At 67.4% G+C, this 15,875-nt stretch carries 14 protein-coding genes and 1 tRNA gene; 11 read left to right on the plus strand and 4 right to left on the minus strand.

Features of this window, described 5'->3' with window-relative positions; genetic code table 11:
- Positions 1 to 86: 86 nt before the first annotated feature.
- Together NZH93_RS28305 and NZH93_RS28310 are read right to left on the minus strand one after the other, a co-directional pair.
- Entirely contained in the window at positions 87 to 1,214 is a 1,128-nt protein-coding gene (locus NZH93_RS28305) for a toll/interleukin-1 receptor domain-containing protein (protein ID WP_259626271.1), read from the minus strand.
- Between the two features lie 850 nt (positions 1,215 to 2,064).
- A tRNA-Gly gene (locus NZH93_RS28310) sits at positions 2,065 to 2,138 on the minus strand.
- A gap of 70 nt (positions 2,139 to 2,208) precedes the next feature.
- On the opposite strand from NZH93_RS28310, the gene dcd reads away from it, so the two are divergent.
- A complete protein-coding gene (gene dcd / locus NZH93_RS28315) occupies positions 2,209 to 2,790 on the plus strand; it encodes a dCTP deaminase (protein ID WP_259626272.1) in 582 nt (193 codons plus the stop codon).
- On the opposite strand, the gene NZH93_RS28320 is transcribed toward dcd, so the two are convergent.
- Positions 2,787 to 3,770 carry a cation diffusion facilitator family transporter gene (locus NZH93_RS28320; RefSeq protein WP_259626273.1) on the minus strand — a complete coding sequence of 328 codons (984 nt, stop codon included), beginning with the start codon at positions 3,768 to 3,770 and terminating at the stop codon, positions 2,787 to 2,789. The two genes, dcd and NZH93_RS28320, sit on opposite strands and share 4 nt — an antisense overlap.
- 225 nt (positions 3,771 to 3,995) lie before the next feature.
- Here NZH93_RS28320 and NZH93_RS28325 point away from each other — a divergent pair, with 225 nt between their 5' ends.
- Positions 3,996 to 4,376 carry a phage holin family protein gene (locus NZH93_RS28325; protein WP_259626274.1) on the plus strand — a complete coding sequence of 127 codons (381 nt, stop codon included), beginning with the start codon at positions 3,996 to 3,998 and terminating at the stop codon, positions 4,374 to 4,376.
- A 62-nt stretch (positions 4,377 to 4,438) separates the two neighbouring features.
- Here the strand turns inward: NZH93_RS28325 and NZH93_RS28330 are convergent, their stop codons facing one another.
- A complete protein-coding gene (locus NZH93_RS28330) occupies positions 4,439 to 6,661 on the minus strand; it encodes a (Fe-S)-binding protein (RefSeq protein WP_259626275.1) in 2,223 nt (740 codons plus the stop codon).
- Between the two features lie 271 nt (positions 6,662 to 6,932).
- Between NZH93_RS28330 and NZH93_RS28335 the strand changes: the two genes are divergently transcribed.
- The 9 genes from NZH93_RS28335 (at position 6,933) to NZH93_RS28375 (ending at position 15,872) form a co-directional block, all read left to right on the plus strand.
- Entirely contained in the window at positions 6,933 to 7,058 is a 126-nt protein-coding gene (locus tag NZH93_RS28335; protein ID WP_259626461.1) for a hypothetical protein, read from the plus strand.
- Positions 7,055 to 7,663, plus strand: a complete 609-nt coding sequence (locus NZH93_RS28340) for a TetR/AcrR family transcriptional regulator (protein WP_259626450.1) — start codon at positions 7,055 to 7,057, stop codon at positions 7,661 to 7,663. The genes NZH93_RS28335 and NZH93_RS28340 overlap by 4 nt, the downstream gene beginning before the upstream one ends.
- Positions 7,660 to 8,244: a hypothetical protein gene (locus tag NZH93_RS28345; RefSeq protein WP_259626276.1), complete on the plus strand. Its 585-nt coding sequence runs from the start codon at positions 7,660 to 7,662 to the stop codon at positions 8,242 to 8,244. The genes NZH93_RS28340 and NZH93_RS28345 overlap by 4 nt, the downstream gene beginning before the upstream one ends.
- A gap of 109 nt (positions 8,245 to 8,353) precedes the next feature.
- Positions 8,354 to 9,193 (plus strand): DUF4097 family beta strand repeat-containing protein, encoded by an 840-nt coding sequence (locus NZH93_RS28350; protein WP_259626277.1) that lies wholly within the window; start codon positions 8,354 to 8,356, stop codon positions 9,191 to 9,193.
- 234 nt (positions 9,194 to 9,427) lie between these two features.
- The gene (locus tag NZH93_RS28355) at positions 9,428 to 11,551 is read left to right on the plus strand and encodes a substrate-binding and VWA domain-containing protein (RefSeq protein ID WP_259626278.1); all 2,124 of its coding nucleotides are present in this window, start codon (positions 9,428 to 9,430) and stop codon (positions 11,549 to 11,551) included.
- 178 nt (positions 11,552 to 11,729) lie between these two features.
- The gene (gene dnaK, locus NZH93_RS28360) at positions 11,730 to 13,601 is read left to right on the plus strand and encodes a molecular chaperone DnaK (RefSeq protein WP_259626279.1); all 1,872 of its coding nucleotides are present in this window, start codon (positions 11,730 to 11,732) and stop codon (positions 13,599 to 13,601) included.
- Entirely contained in the window at positions 13,598 to 14,230 is a 633-nt protein-coding gene (gene grpE, locus NZH93_RS28365; RefSeq protein WP_259626280.1) for a nucleotide exchange factor GrpE, read from the plus strand. Before dnaK ends, grpE begins: the two co-directional genes overlap by 4 nt.
- Before the next feature lie 20 nt (positions 14,231 to 14,250).
- Entirely contained in the window at positions 14,251 to 15,438 is a 1,188-nt protein-coding gene (gene dnaJ / locus NZH93_RS28370) for a molecular chaperone DnaJ (protein ID WP_259626281.1), read from the plus strand.
- The gene (locus tag NZH93_RS28375) at positions 15,435 to 15,872 is read left to right on the plus strand and encodes a heat shock protein transcriptional repressor HspR (protein ID WP_259626282.1); all 438 of its coding nucleotides are present in this window, start codon (positions 15,435 to 15,437) and stop codon (positions 15,870 to 15,872) included. The genes dnaJ and NZH93_RS28375 overlap by 4 nt, the downstream gene beginning before the upstream one ends.
- Positions 15,873 to 15,875: the final 3 nt, after the last annotated feature.

Raw genomic sequence — 15,875 nt, forward strand, 5'->3', positions numbered from 1 at the left:
TATCATCCTTCATGTGCGAGATTATATCTCGCTTCTTGATGATATTTAATGTTCATTCCACGCGGGTCTATCTATTCTTCATGAAGCTAATCATCTTCAAGAAAATCAAGGATCTCGCTCCAGGCTTGGCCGGTCGCGTTTAGGTCAACCATCACTAGCATGGCACTTTGCATCTTTATCAGAACTTTATCCAAAGGTCCGGAAAGTCCCTTGAGGCCCTCTGTGGAGTCATTGAATGGCGTCGCCGACTGCACGGAATTGATAATATTGTCAACCATGAACCGTGCGTTTTTGATCAAGTTCTGAACTTCGGGGTCGTTGCGCTCTTCCGGTGTAGCGTCGACCACCTGGCGCAAAATTTCAGAAATTCCTGGCGTGATAATTGCCAGTATCTTGCGCATTTGTAGTGACTTCTCAGAAAATGCTTCAGTAATCGGAGCCAGCTTCGAAGCGAGGGAGTTTGAAGCTAGCAGCTTCTCCTTAAAGGAAGTGGCTCCGGCAGCCTTTGGAGTAGCTAATTCCATTTCGGCCGCATATTCCTTCATTAAATTGCCGAAATCTGTTGTGATCTCTACGAACTCGGGAAGGTATTCCTCGGCAGCAGCCATCGATTCAAGTCGACCTGAAGGCTCCATGGCAACCTCGTCGACCGGATTCTCTTCAGTCCGATTCAGCTCTCCCGCTACCGCCAATTCTACCCCCGCAAGCGGTTCATCGAGAACACCGATGATCTCATCCATGCGAGAGGCAATTTCGATAACAGCACCCATCCATGCTTTCGAGCCTCGCTCTTCGATTCGCAGGTCGTGGATTCGGCGAAACTGCACTTCGCTGATCTCAATCCACAATTCATCGTCACTAAAACGCTGATCAATTTCGGACTTCGGAAACAGGAGAAGGGGAATTAGAACCTTATGCCTTTGCTCCCCCAGAAGTGTGAGAAAAGTTTTGATTTCATCGCGGCATACGGGGCTGCGGAGATAGGCGGGAGAGATGATGGCAAACAGGACCGTCGATTCGGTTAAGCCAGCCTCGATCCTCTGGCGCCATTTCTCACCCAGGGCGATTGAATCGACGTCGAAAAATATGTCAACACTCAATCCGGACATGCTCATATACTGAGTGCGGATATCGCCGCTGAGTTCGCGCAGGCGCTCGTGCGTGCTTTCATTGTCGATATGGGCATAGGAAAAAAATATGGATACGTCAGACAATTTGCTCTCCTTCAAGAATTAACTCATGACCTAGGGTGCGAATTTAATCTGACCTTATGTGGATCTATCGGCCCGACCTCAAGAGACGTAACAATTCCCAACTGAGGGGCCTCTCGTCATCTCGTCGACCTGGCTCGCCCCAACCGCGCGTGTCAAGGGAACTATCCGGCCCAACTGGACCGTGCGCTGTGTTGGCCCCCTTGACGCGTATAGCTGCCCTTGGAGAGGTCGACGGGATAGTGCGCGCCCCGTCCCCCGCTGGTACGTGAGCGTGAGTATGGCTCCACCATCTCGGAGACCTGCCGCCCGGCGAGGGCATGTCCTAGAACTGGCTATGAACTGTCCTGCGGCTTCCTTCGGGGGACGCTGGCCGTGTCTCTTTCGGCGATAGTGAGTGGCGTCCTTCCTACCTGGCCCGCCGGACACCGCCAAGCGGCCTCGGATGGGCCAGAGGGTTCGGGACATTGGTTCTCCGTCGTTGGAACGGGCACCAACGGCCAGCGGACCCCGGAGGGGGCGCCTTGAAGAAGAGCACCTCTGAATACACCATGACTCCGCTTCCGCGTGCCGCTCTGTGGCTCCCTTGCATGTTGAAAGCGATCACCAGAATTGGATCAGCGTTGGTGGTGACGGGGCGGTCTGCTGACCAGCGTCACATGACCGGTGGGGTACATGCATGGGCCCTTCTACGGCTTTAGTGGTCCGCCGCCTGGGACGTGCCATCAGGTCCGTCCAACGAGGGCGCTGTGGGTGACCAGGTTCAGGGCTCAGTTGCACGTCAGCAGCACAGTGAGGTGCTCATAGCAACCAAAAAACGAAGGCCCAGGTCGACTGACCTGGGCCTTCGTGGTGGAGCGGGTGACGGGAATCGAACCCGCCTCTACAGCTTGGGAAGCTGTCGTTCTACCAATGAACTACACCCGCGCTGCTCTGCGGGACCGATCATACACAGGCTGGCACGGTCGAGCCGCGGGGTCCCGTTACTCTGTCCATCGTGTTGCTGAGCGATCGTGAACTGCGCAAAGAAGTCGAGTCCGGGCGGTTGCTGCTCGACCCGTTCGACGGGGAGATGGTGCAGCCGTCGAGCATCGACGTGCGGCTGGACCGGTTGTTCCGGGTCTTCAACAACACCAGGTACACCCACATCGATCCGCGGCAGCAGCAGGACGACCTGACGTCGTTGGTCGAGGTTGAAGCCGATGAGCCGTTCGTGCTGCACCCCGGTGAGTTCGTGCTGGGGTCGACGTTCGAGAAGGTGACGTTGCCCGACGACCTGGCGGGGCGGTTGGAGGGGAAGTCGTCGTTGGGGCGGTTGGGGCTGCTGACGCACTCGACGGCCGGGTTCATCGATCCGGGGTTCTCCGGGCACATCACGTTGGAGCTGTCGAACGTCGCGAACCTGCCGATCACGCTCTGGCCGGGCATGAAGATCGGGCAGTTGTGCCTGTTCCAGTTGAGCAGCGCGGCGGAGTTCCCGTACGGGTCTAAGCAGGCCGGGTCGCGGTACCAGGGGCAGCGGGGGCCTACGCCGTCGCGGGCCTACCTGAACTTCCACCGCACGGACACGAACCGCTAGAGGTTGAAGCCGTAGCGGGAGAGGACGCGTTCGCGCATCGCCGGGTCGTTGCGGGGTACGGGTTCCAGGAAGATCTCGTCCAGGTCGGGGAACTCGGCGCGGAGTTCGCCGTCGATGCGGACGCACGCGCGTTCCAGGTCGGCGGCGCCCAGTGAGTCGTCGAAGTCCAAGCGGGCGCACAGGAGCACGTGGTCGGTGCCGGTCAACATGCTGAGCAGGTCGACGACCGCGTCGACCTCGGGCGCTTCACGCAGGCGCGCGCCGATCGCCCTGACCATCACCGGGTCGGCCTGGCGGCCGATCAGCAGGTCGCGGTTGGTGCGGGCCAACGAGTACGCGACGGCCACGAGCAGCACGCCGATCATCAGCGACGCGACGCCGTCCCACACGGACGAGCCGGTGAGCTGGTGCAGGCCGACGCCCGCGAACGCGATGGTGAGGCCGATCAGGGCCGCCGAGTCCTCCAGGAACACCGTCTTGACGGTCGGGTCGTCGGACAGCCGCAGGTACTCGACGATCGACCGCCGCTGCTCCTTCGACTCGCGCCGCACCTGGCGGACGGCCTGCGCCCACGACACGGACTCCATCGCGAACGCCAACCCGAGCACGATGTAGCCGACCAGCGGCCGCGTCTGCTCCTCGGCTTCGCCGAACACCGTCCGGAAGCCCTCGTAGAACGCGAACATCGCGCCCGACGCGAAGATCGACACGGCGGCGAGCAGTGACCAGAAGTACCGCTCCTTGCCGTAGCCGAAGGGGTGCTTGCGGTCGGCGGGCCGGTCGGACCTGCGCAGGGCGGTCAGCAGCAGGGCCTCGGTGAACGTGTCGGCGACCGAGTGCGCGGCCTCCGACAGGATCGCGGCCGACCCGGTGATGACGCCCGCCACCGCTTTCATGATCGCGATGGCGAGGTTCACGGCGAGCGCGAGCACCACCGTGAGCTTGGACTCGCCGCCCTGACCCGCCTCTTCCTCAGCCATGGCCAAACCCTATGACCGCGCGCGGATCGCCGCCCATTGGTGCGGACGGGTGAGATTCACCCGTTCTCGCAACAATTCGGACGTTCGCGGAGTCCTAGGTCCGGGATCCGAGGAGCAGGTGCTCACCGGAGGGGAGGGGGTCGTCCACGTCCACAAAGGACGTGGGCGGCCCCCGGCACCGGCGTGCGTCCCGGCCCCTCTTGACCACCACGGTTAGCCTGCGCCATGGGATTCTTGGTGCAGGTGCTGTTGACGGCGGTCGCGGTGTGGGTGTCCACGGTGATCCCCGGCATCGATCTTGGCGAGGCGTCCACCCCAGCGAAGATCGGCACGCTGGTTCTGGTGGCCCTCGTCTTCGGCTTGATCAACGCGATCATCAAACCGGTGGTGAAACTCCTCGGCTGCGTGTTCTACCTGCTCACGCTGGGCCTGTTCGGCCTGGTCGTGAACGGCCTGCTGTTCTGGCTGGCGGGGTACATCTCCGAGCAGGTGGGTCTCCCGTTCGAGGTCACCGGCTTCTGGCCCGCGTTCTGGGGCGCGATCATCGTCGCCATCGCGGGCTGGGTGCTCAACATCGTGTACGAGAAGGTCACCGACAAGGACTGACCTCGACGTGAAGAGCGCCCCCGGTCCGACGCGGACCGGGGGCGCTCGTCGTTGAAGGCGGATCAGGTGGTCGGGGCCTCGACGGCGGCCGGAACCTGCTTGTCCAGGCCTCGCCGGACGGACGTGAGCAGGAGTTGCGCCACGTCGACGACCTCGACGTGCGAGCCCGCCTTGCCCTCGTTCTGCCGCGCGGTCAGCCCGTCGGTGAGCATGACCCGGCAGAACGGGCAGCCGGTGGCGATCTTCGATGGGGCCGTGCCGAGGGCTTCGTCGACCCGTTCCACGTTGATGCGCTTGCCGATCCGCTCCTCCATCCACATGCGCGCGCCGCCCGCGCCGCAGCACATGGAGCGGTCGCCGTGGCGGGGCATCTCCCGCAGCGTCGTGCCGGAGGCGCCGAGGAGTTCGCGGGGCGCGTCGTAGACCTTGTTGTGCCGTCCGAGGTAGCACGGGTCGTGGTAGGTGATGTCCTCGGTGACCTCGGCGACCGGGGTCAGCCTGCGTTCGCGGACCAGCTTGTTGAGCAACTGCGTGTGGTGGACGACCTCGTACTGGCCGCCGACCTGCGGGTACTCGTTGGCCAGCGTGTTGAAGCAGTGGGCGCAGGTGACGACGATCTTGCGCTTGCCCGGTTCACGGCCCTCGAAGACGGTGTTGAGGACCTCGACGTTCTGCTGGGCGAGCATCTGGAACAGGAACTCGTTGCCCGCGCGCCGGGCGGGGTCGCCCGTGCAGGTCTCCTCCGGGCCGAGGACGGTGTACTGGACGCCCGCGGTGTGCAGCAGTTCCGCCACGGCGCGGGTCGTCTTCTTGGCGCGGTCCTCGAAGGCGCCCGCGCAGCCGACCCAGAACAGGTACTCGGCGTCACCCAGGTCGCCGTCGAAGACGGGCACCTCGAAGTCCAGGCCCTCGGTCCACGCCAGGCGGTCCTTGGAGTTCTGCCCCCACGGGTTGCCCTTGTTCTCCAGGTTCTTGAACATGCCGCCCAGCTCGGACGGGAAGTTCGACTCGATCAGCACCTGGTAGCGGCGCATGTCGACGATGTGGTCGACGTGCTCGATGTCGACGGGGCACTGCTCGACGCACGCGCCGCAGCTCGTGCACGACCACAGCACCTCGGGGTCGATGACGCCCAGCTCGTCGGGGCCGCCGATGAGGGGCCGCTCCGCTTCGGCGAGGGCCAGGACGTTGATGGACTCCAGGCGCTTCTGGTACTCGTCGCCCGCGAGGCCGACCTCGTCACCGGCCATGTCCTTGCGGCCGCCGGCCAGCAGGTACGGGGCCTTGGCGTAGGTGTGGTCGCGGAGCTGGGTGATCAGCAGCTTCGGGGACAGCGGCTTGCCGGTGTTCCACGCGGGGCACTGCGACTGGCAGCGGCCGCACTCGGTGCACGTGCTGAAGTCCAGCAGGCCCTTCCAGGTGAAGTCCTCGACCTTGCCGACGCCGAACACGTCCTTGTCGGGGTCGGCCTCCTCCAGGTCGAGGACCTTGCCGCCGCTCATCATCGGGCGGAGCGCGCCCAGCGCCACGGCGCCGTCGTCCTCGCGCTTGAAGTAGATGTTGAAGAACGCGCTGAAGCGGTGCCAGGCCACGCCCATCGTGAGGCTGCGGCCGACGACGATCAGCCAGATCATGCCGGACAGCAGCTTCGTGACGGCCATGATCGAGACCCAGTCGGGCGACGCGGGCAGCAGGTGGCTCAGCGGCTCGGTGACGAAGCTGGACCACAGCGGCAGCTCTTCGATGCCGCTGGCCTGCTTGAACGCCTTCACGCCGAGGATGCCGACGCCCTCGATGATCACGACGGCCTCGACGAAGTACGCGGCCTTGAAGTTCGAGCCCGCGAAGCGGGACACGCGGTCGGCGCGCCGGGGGTGGTTGAGCTGGCGGATGATCACCAGCGCGATACCGCCCGCGACCGTGCCGATGCCGAGCAGTTCCACGAGCAGCGCCCAGATCGGCCACGCGCCGAAGACCGGCCAGTGGAACGACGGGACGAACACCTCGCCGTACGCCTCGAACAGCACGGCGGAGCCGATGAGGAAGCCCCACATCACCATCCAGTGCCACGGCGCGACGCTGCGGACCTTGGCCATGCGCGTGTGGGCGACGAACTCGACGACCAGCGTCTTCAGCCGCGCGGCGAACGGGCCGGTGCGGGTCGGGTCGGGCTGGCCGAGTCGGATGATCCGCACCATCCGGACCGCTCCGGACGCGAACACGGCCCAGGCGACGACGCTCACGGCCACGCCGATGACGCCGAGGGTCAACTGCAGGGCTCCCATGTGGTGGCGGCCTTTCTCCAGAAGCACGTGGCTTGGGAGATTACGCCTCATTACTCGCCGGTAACCACTTGGGCGTGGCCGGGGTCGCAGAAGTGTATCGATCAACACCGAACTGGTGGGACGATCGTCCCACCAGTTCGGCCCAGCGGGTGGGCAAGTTGTCACAAACGTGCCTTCCCGGCCCGACCTGCCCGTTCTGACCCCTCGCGCCCCTCACCATCAACCGGAGGAACCCGCCGCCGCGTTCCCGCCCCCAAGCCTTGGAGCCCCCGTGACCACCTGCGCCGTCCCCGCCGGGGCAGTCGTCCTCGACGGGCGGACGCCGCCGACTATGGTCGTCCGCCTCATGCCGGTCGTCGGCGGCGTGATCACCATCGAGCGGGGGAGCGCGCACTGAGCGAGCAGCAGGTGGACGGCAGACGGGCCAGGGGCGAACGCCGCAGGCAGGCGATCCTGGAGGCCACCCTCCGGGTGATCGAGCGCGACGGCGTCGCGGGCGTGAGCCACCGGTCGGTGGCCCGCGAGGCCGGGGTCCCCACCACGTCCACGACCTACTACTTCGCCTCGCTCGACGACCTCCTGATCGCGACCCTGATGTGGTCGGCGGACAAGCTCGCCGAGGACATCAGCGACCTGATCGTCCGGCTGGTGAACGCGCCGAACAGCGACGTCGGGGCGGTCACCCGGCGGCTCGTCGACATGGTCGACGCGAACCGCGGCCGCACGATGGCCGAGTACGAGCTGTACCTGCTGGCCGCCCGCAGGCCGGAGCTGCGCCCCGCCGCCCGCCGGTGGCTGGACCTGATCACCGAGGCCGCGCGGCCGTTCGACAGCGACCCGGTGGCGTTCCGGGCGTTCCTCGCGGCCGTCGACGGGCTGCTGATGCAGGGCCTGATCGCCGACGAGCCACCCAGCGTGGCCGACCTGGAACCGGTTGTGTCTTACCTGATACGTCCACGACAGCACCTGGATCGCCTCCAGGGCGGGACAATAGGTGAATGAGGTTCGCCGGTCGTGAGTCGTGGCAGGTCGGGCACGGGACCAACCAGGCGGTGAACACCGCCCTGTTCCTGCGCGACACGCTCGCGCTCTCGGTCGACACGGTGCCGGAACTGCCGGGCCTCGACCCGTCGGTCCCGGTGTTCGTCCCGCGCGGTGTCGACCGCGCCGGGGTGACCGAGGAGTGGCTCGGGTGGTGGGCGGACGTGCTGGACCACGCCCGCGCCGAAACCCCCGTCGACGCCCGGTCGATCCCGACCAGCGAGGACTCGACGTCGTTGCTCACCCGTCCGGCACTGCGAGCCGCGATGCGGGCCCTTCGGGAACCCGCAGCGGCCTGGGAGACGGGCAGGCAGCAGAGCCCCCGGCCGGGGGCTCTGCCCATCGGTGAGGTCGTTCGCGGCGTCGAGATCCGGCTCGGCAGGCAGGTGAAGCCGTTCCGGCTGGTCATCACCTCCGTGCCTGTTCAGGGCCAGGTCTGGGAGCGGATGACGCCCACGCACGTGATCGCGTCGCAGCGGTTCCTGTCCGATCCGGCCCGGTGCGCCCCCGCGCTGCGCGCCGTCGTCGAGGACCTCGCGTGAAGCGGTAGGGATAGCCCCCGTATGGAGTCGGGGGTCCACCCTCGTGTGCGACGGGGGCGAGGCCCCTAGCGTTCATGCCATGAACGGACAGGTCTTCAAGGGGGTAGTGGTGGGTAAGCGAATCGCTTTGCTGGCCGTAGCGGCGGTGGCCACGACGATGAGCCTGTCGTCCTGCGTGCGGATCGCCCAGGAGAGCTCGTCCGACGACTACACCGTGAACGACCAGATCGCGTCCGTGCAGATCGACAACGACGGCGGCGACGTGAAGATCCGCGCCGTCGAGGGCGCGAGCGCCACCACGATCAAGCGGACCCTGCGCTACGGCAAGGCGGCCAGCAAGCCGAGCGGCCCGACGCACCAGGTCAGCGGCAGCGTGCTCACCCTCAGCGGCTGCGGGAACGGCTGCGAGGCGTACTACGAGGTGGCCGTGCCCTCGAAGGACACGACGGTCAAGGGCGAGGTCGGCTCCGGTGACCTCGAGGTGCAGGACCTCGCCTCGGTCGACGTGCACCTCGGGTCGGGCAACGCGGTGCTGCGCGGCATCGCGGGAGCGGTCCGCGTCGAGAACGGCTCCGGCGACGTCACCGGCGACACCATCTCGGGCGACTTCACCTCCAAGATCGGCTCCGGCAACGCGAAGCTGACCGGTGTCACCGGGTCCGTGACCGTGGTCAACTCCTCCGGCGACATCCGGGCCGAGAAGGTCGACGGCGACGTGAACGCCGAGGCCAAGTCCGGCAACGTCGTGGTCGAGCTGACCAAGCAGCACAACGTGACGGCCGCTTCCAGCAGCGGCGACGTCACCGTGACGGTGCCGAACGCCGGCTACCGGGTCGTGGTCGACTCGGACAGCGGCGACAAGAAGATCGACGTGAAGAACGACGCGTCCAGCCAGTTCGAGCTGAACCTGACCGCGAAGAGCGGTGACGTGGTGCTCAAGGCCGCCTGACGACCGTACGGCCGCAGCGGGTGCCCCATCACGGGGTGCCCGCTGCGGCCATTCGGGTGCACGGAGGTCACGACCTGGTGCGGGGCTGGTCCAACCCGGCGGATGTGCCGATCATGGGAGTAGCCGCCGAAGGTGAGTAACGGCCGACAGGCCGCCGCGATCTGGTGAACAAGGGGACGTTCCGCCTCGCACTTCGGGCTTGTCCTGACCCCTGAGCGAGAGGTTTGCCCCACCATGCTGAACCCCGACGGCCCTCCCGCGGAGGCGTTCGCCTACCGGTTGGTCAAGCTGCGGGACGAGATCGGGCTGACCCCGGCGCAACTGGCGGCGATGACCGACTACTCCGAGGCGGACCTGGCCGAGGCCACGAGCGGTCGTGAGCTGCCGAGCTGGGAGCTGACCAGCGCGTACATCAGCGCGTGCGGCGACAACCCGGAGCAGTGGCGGCCGTGGTGGGAGCACGCGAGGAAGTCGGCCGGGCCCGTCGCGGCGGCTCCTCCGCCCGCGACCGGCCTGCGGTTCAGCACCGGTCCGGCCGTGCGGTGGGGCGTGGCCGCCGCGCTCGTGGTGCTGGTGGTGCTGGGGATCGTGCTGTGGCCGAAGTCCGGGGGCGGCGGCGGGACGGCACCGGAGGTGACCACGGCCCTGCCCGCGTGCACGACGCCCGCGGCGACCCTGACGGTCGCCGCGTCGGTGGACAAGCCCAAGCAGATGGCCGAGCTGGCGGCGGGCTACGGGGCGCACGAGGCGAACGGCCAGTGCGTGAAGGTCGACGTGACGTCGGTCGACTCCGGCACGGCGATGGCCGCGCTGGCGCGGGGCTGGACCGAGTCCGACGGCCGCAAGCCCGACGTGTGGTCGCCCGCCGCGTCGGAGTGGCTGCCGCTGGCCAAGCAGCAGGCGACGCCGGAGACGAAGGCGCTGTTCCCCGACGAGAAGGCCCCGGCGATCATGACCAGCCCGTCGATCATCGCGATGCCGGAGCCGATGGCCCGCGCGCTGGGCTGGCCGGAGGCGCAGATCGGCTGGGACGACCTGGCCACGTGGGCGGGCGACCCGCACTTCTGGGCGAGCAAGGGGCACCCCGAGTGGGGCGCGTTCAAGCTGGGCAAGACCAACCCGACCTACTCCACGTCGGGTCTGCACGCCACCCTCGGCGCGCTGTTCTCGACCGTCGGCAGCATCCGCGAGCTGCGCCCGGACGACGTGGACAAGGAGTCGGTGGCGCAGCGGATGAAGGCGATCGAGCACACCGTCGTGCACTACGGCAAGACCACGCTGACGTTCCTGTCGAACATGCGGCAGGCCGACGCGGAGGACGCGCTCGCGTACATCTCGGCGGTGACCATGTCGGAGAACTCCGTGGTGGCCTACAACGCCGGCTACACCTGCGGCTCGTACAGCGACGACGAGGGCTGCTCCAAGACCGATCCGCCGAAGACGAAGCTCGTCGCCGTGTACCCCAAGCAGGGCGTGCTGTACTCCGACCACCCGTTCATCAAGTTGAACGGGCTCGACGAGGCCAAGAACGCCGTCGCCGACGACTTCCTCTCCTACCTGCACTCCGACGCCGTGCAGCGCGAGTTCGCCAAGTACGGGTTCCGCGACTACCAGCAGAAGCCGATCGACCTCGACGGGTCCGCGTACGGGTGGCTCCCGAAGGCGGAGATCAAGTCGCTCGGCACGCCCACCAACGAGGTCGTCGCCAAGGTGCTGGCGAGCTGGCCGAAGCTGCGCAAGCCCACCAACGTGCTGGTGTGCATCGACTCCTCGCTGTCGATGGAGGAGAAGGTCCCCGGCACGGGCGCCTCGAAGCTGGAACTCGTGAAGCCCGCCATGCGCCAGCTCGCCGACGGGTTCACCGACTCCGACCGCGTTGGGCTGTGGAAGTTCTCCTCCGGCATTGGCGCGGACGGCGCGGACTTCGTGCCGCTGGTGCCGATCGGGCCGATGGACGGCACGCGCAGGCAGGACATCGCGGCGAACATCGACGGTCTGACGGCCGACGGCGCCACCGGTCTGTACGACACGATCGACCGGGCGGTGGAGGTCGTGCGCGGCACCTACGACCCGGACTCGATCAACGCCGTCGTGCTGCTCACCGACGGGGTCAACGACAAGGCCCGCGGCATCCAGGCACCCGCCGAGCTGGTCGACGTGATGAGGGGCAAGGACGCGGCGGGGGACAAGCCGGTGCGGGTGTTCACCATCGCCTACGGCAGCGAGCTGGACGCCAACAACAAGGCGGGCGCCGAGGCGCTGGCGACGATCTCGAAGGGCACCGGGGCGAAGAAGTACGACGCCAAGGACCCGACGACCATCACGAGGGTGATCATCGACGTGCTGTCGAACTTCTGACCGCCGCCTCCTGGGGTGCGTGGCCCGGATCACTCCGATCCGGGAACAACACCGGCGGGCCGTCCGTTGGACAGGCAAGAAGGTTGAGCCCGTTGGACTCAAGTCCGATGGACCTGGCAAACTTGAGCCGGTACCGCTCAACGCGATACCCACCAGCACGTACTACCAGGAGGAATTCATGGCGCGAGCAGTCGGCATCGACCTGGGGACGACCAACTCCGTCGTCGCGGTCCTGGAGGGCGGCGAGCCGACGGTGATCGCCAACTCCGAGGGCTCCCGCACCACCCCGTCCATCGTGGCCTTCGCCAAGAACGGTGAAGTCCTCGTCGGGCAGCCCGCCAAGAACCAGGCGGTGACCAACGTCGACCGCACCATCCGCTCGGTGAAGCGCCACGTCGGCACCGACTGGAAGACCGACGCGATCGACGGCAAGGCGTACACGTCGCAGGAGATCTCCGCGCGTGTCCTGATGAAGCTGAAGCGCGACGCCGAGGCGTACCTGGGCGAGGAGATCACGGACGCCGTGATCACCGTGCCCGCGTACTTCGAGGACGCCCAGCGCCAGGCCACCAAGGAAGCGGGCCAGATCGCGGGCCTGAACGTCCTGCGCATCGTCAACGAGCCCACCTCCGCCGCGCTGGCCTACGGCCTGGACAAGGGCGAGAAGGAGCAGACGATCCTCGTCTTCGACCTCGGCGGCGGCACGTTCGACGTGTCCCTGCTGGAGTTGGGCGACGGCGTCGTCGAGGTCCGCGCGACCTCCGGTGACAACCACCTCGGCGGCGACGACTGGGACCAGCGCGTCGTCGACTGGCTGGTCGAGCGCTTCAAGTCCGCGAACGGCATCGACCTGACCAAGGACAAGATGGCGCTCCAGCGGATCCGCGAGGCCGCCGAGAAGGCGAAGATCGAGCTGTCCAGCTCGAACAACGCCAGCATCAACCTGCCGTACATCACGGTCGACTCGGACAAGAACCCGCTGTTCCTGGACGAGACGCTGTCCCGCGCCGAGTTCCAGCGCATCACGAACGACCTGCTGGAGCGCACCCGCGCGCCGTTCAACAACGTGATCAAGGACGCGGGCGTCTCCGTCGGCGACATCGACCACGTCGTGCTCGTGGGTGGTTCCACCCGCATGCCGTCCGTGGCCGAGCTGGTCAAGGAGCTGACCGGTGGCCGCGAGCCCAACAAGGGCGTGAACCCGGACGAGGTCGTCGCCGTCGGCGCCGCTCTCCAGGCCGGTGTCCTCAAGGGCGAGGTCAAGGACGTCCTGCTGCTCGACGTCACCCCGCTCTCCCTTGGCATCGAGACCAAGGGCGGCGTGATGACCAAGCTCATCGAGCGCAACACGACCATCCCGACCAAGCGGTCCGAGATCTTCACGACGGCGGACGACAACCAGCCGTCGGTGCAGATCCAGGTGTTCCAGGGCGAGCGCGACTTCGCCTCGGACAACAAGAAGCTCGGCATGTTCGAGCTGACCGGCCTGCCCCCGGCCCCCCGCGGCCTGCCGCAGATCGAGGTCACCTTCGACATCGACGCGAACGGCATCGTCCACGTCGGCGCCAAGGACCTCGGCACCGGCAAGGAGCAGTCGATGACGATCACCGGTGGCTCCGCGCTGCCGAAGGACGACATCGAGCGCATGGTGAAGGACGCCGAGGCCCACGCGGAGGAGGACAAGCGCCGCCGCGACGAGGCCGAGGTCCGCAACCAGGCGGAAACCCTCGTCTACCAGACCGAGAAGGTCGTCAAGGAGAACGAGGACAAGCTCCCCGAGGACGTCAAGGAGAAGGTCAAGGCCGCTGTCGCCGAGACCAACGAGGCGCTCAAGGGCACGGACATCGCCGCCGTCCGCACGGCCGTGGAGAAGCTCTCCACGGAGTCGCAGGCCATCGGCACCGCCCTCTACTCCAACACGGGCGCGGCGGCTCCCGGCGCTGAAGGCGCCGAGGGTGCCCCCGGCGCTGCCGGTGGTGCGGGCGCGGGCGCCAAGGGCGCCGACGACGTCGTGGACGCGGAGATCGTCGACGAGGACGAGAAGAAGTGACCCACCCACAGGACGAGCAACCGGACCTGGTGAACGACCACCACCGCGTGGCACCGGAGACCGACGAGGTGTCCGAGCCGGTGCACGGCGAGGTGCTGGAGGTCGAGTTCGAGGGCGGCAAGCACGCGGCGCCGGAGATCCTCTTCGAGGAGGACCCGGCCGCCGAGTTCAAGGCGCAGCTCGACGAGCGCACGGCCGACCTCCAGCGGTTGACCGCCGAGTACGCGAACTACCGCAAGCGCGTCGAGCGCGACCGGGAACTCGTCATCAACAACGCCAAGGCCCAGGTGGCGGGCGAACTCCTGGCCGTGCTTGACGACGTCGAGAGGGCCGCCGCGCACGGCGACCTGACCGGCGCGTTCAAGGCGGTCGCGGACAAGCTCGTCGGCGCGCTCCAGCACACCGGGCTCGAGGCGTTCGGCCACGACGGCGAACCCTTCGACCCGTCGGTGCACGAGGCGGTGCAGCACGGCACGTCCCCGGACGTGGCGGGCCCTACCGTGAGCGCCGTCCTGCGGCGCGGCTACCGCTTCGGCGACCGCGTCCTGCGGCCCGCGCTCGTCGCGGTGACCGACTTCGAGGCGAGCGACGTGTCCGTGCCCGATCAGGCGCCGGACTCCGGTAACTAAGGGAAAGGAGGAGACGTCCGGTGAGTGCTAGGGACTGGATCGAAAAGGACTTCTACCGCGAGCTGGGCGTCTCCTCCGACGCCTCGGCCGACGAGATCAAGAAGGCGTACCGGAAGCTGGCGCGGGAGATGCACCCCGACGCCAACCCCGGCGACGCCAAGGCCGAAGCGCGCTTCAAAGCCGTGTCCGAGGCGAACGGCGTGCTCTCGGACCCGGCCAAGCGCAAGCAGTACGACGAGGCCCGCAGGCTGTACGGCAGCGGCGGCGGTTTCGGCGGCGGGGGCTTCGGTTCCGGCCGCGGCGGCTTCGACGTGAACGACCTGTTCAACCGCGCCGGTGGCGCGGGCGGCGCGCAGCAGGGCGCCGGAGGTCTCGGCGACCTCCTCGGCGGCCTGTTCAACCGCCGCGGCGGCACGGCGTCCTCGGCCACCCGGCCTCGTCGCGGCGAGGACGTCGAGACCGACGTCCGCATCGACTTCACCGAGGCGGTCAAGGGCGCGACGGTGCCGATGCGCCTGTCCAGCCCGGCCGCCTGCGGCACGTGCAACGGGTCCGGCGCGAAGCCGGGCACCGTTCCGCACACCTGCGTCAACTGCGGTGGCGCGGGCCTGGTGACCCGCAGCCAGGGCGCGTTCGCGTTCAGCGAGCCGTGCCCGGACTGCCGCGGCACCGGCCGCATCATCGACGACCCGTGCCCCGAGTGCGGCGGCGACGGCGTGAGCACCAAGACCCGAACGCTGACCATCAGGATCCCCGCGGGGGTCGACGACGGCCAGCGCATCCGCCTTGCCGGCCAGGGGGAACCGGGCCGCAACAACGGCCCCACCGGCGACCTGTTCGTGAGGGTCCACGTGAATCCGCACCCGTTCTTCGGCCGCTCCGGCAACGACCTGACGCTGAACGTGCCGGTGTCGTTCGCCGAACTCGCGCTGGGCACGACGTTGACGGTCCCCACCCTGGAGGGCAAGGTGACCTTGAAGGTGCCGCCGGGCACCGCCAGCGGCCGCATCCTCCGGGCCAAGGGCAAGGGCATCGAGAAGCGCGACGGCAAGGTCGGCGACCTGCTCATCACGCTCCAGGTGGCCGTGCCGAACAACATGGACGCGCAGGCCAAGGAAGCACTCGAGGCCTACGCGGCCGCCACCGCGCAGCACGACCCGCGGGCGGAGCTGAACGCACTGCTGGAAAGCAAGGGGAGGTCGACATGAGCACCCCCGGATTTCCCTTCCCACCGGGAACGGACGAGGACACCCCGTTCTTCGTCATCTCGGTGGCCGCCCAGCTCTCCGGCCTGCACGCCCAGACCCTCCGCAGCTACGACCGCCTCGGCCTCGTGTCGCCGGGGCGGACGTCCGGCGGCGGCAGGCGGTACTCGATGCGCGACATCGTGCTGCTCCGCGAGGTCCAGCGCCTCTCCCAGGAGGACGGCGTCAACCTCGCGGGCATCAAGCGCATCATCGAGCTGGAGAACGAGGTCGACGCCCTGCGCGGTCGGCTGGCCGAGCTGACCCAGGAGCTGGCGAACGCGCTGGCCGCCGCCGACCACGCCGCCGCCTCGGTCCACAAGACCTACCGCCGCGACCTCGTGCCGCTGCGCCACGAGACCGCGCTGGTCGTCTGGAAACCCCAGCCGCGCAAGTGACGC

It is taken from the genome of Umezawaea endophytica (assembly GCF_025061645.1).
In the GTDB taxonomy this organism is placed as follows: Bacteria; Actinomycetota; Actinomycetes; order Mycobacteriales; family Pseudonocardiaceae; genus Umezawaea; species Umezawaea endophytica.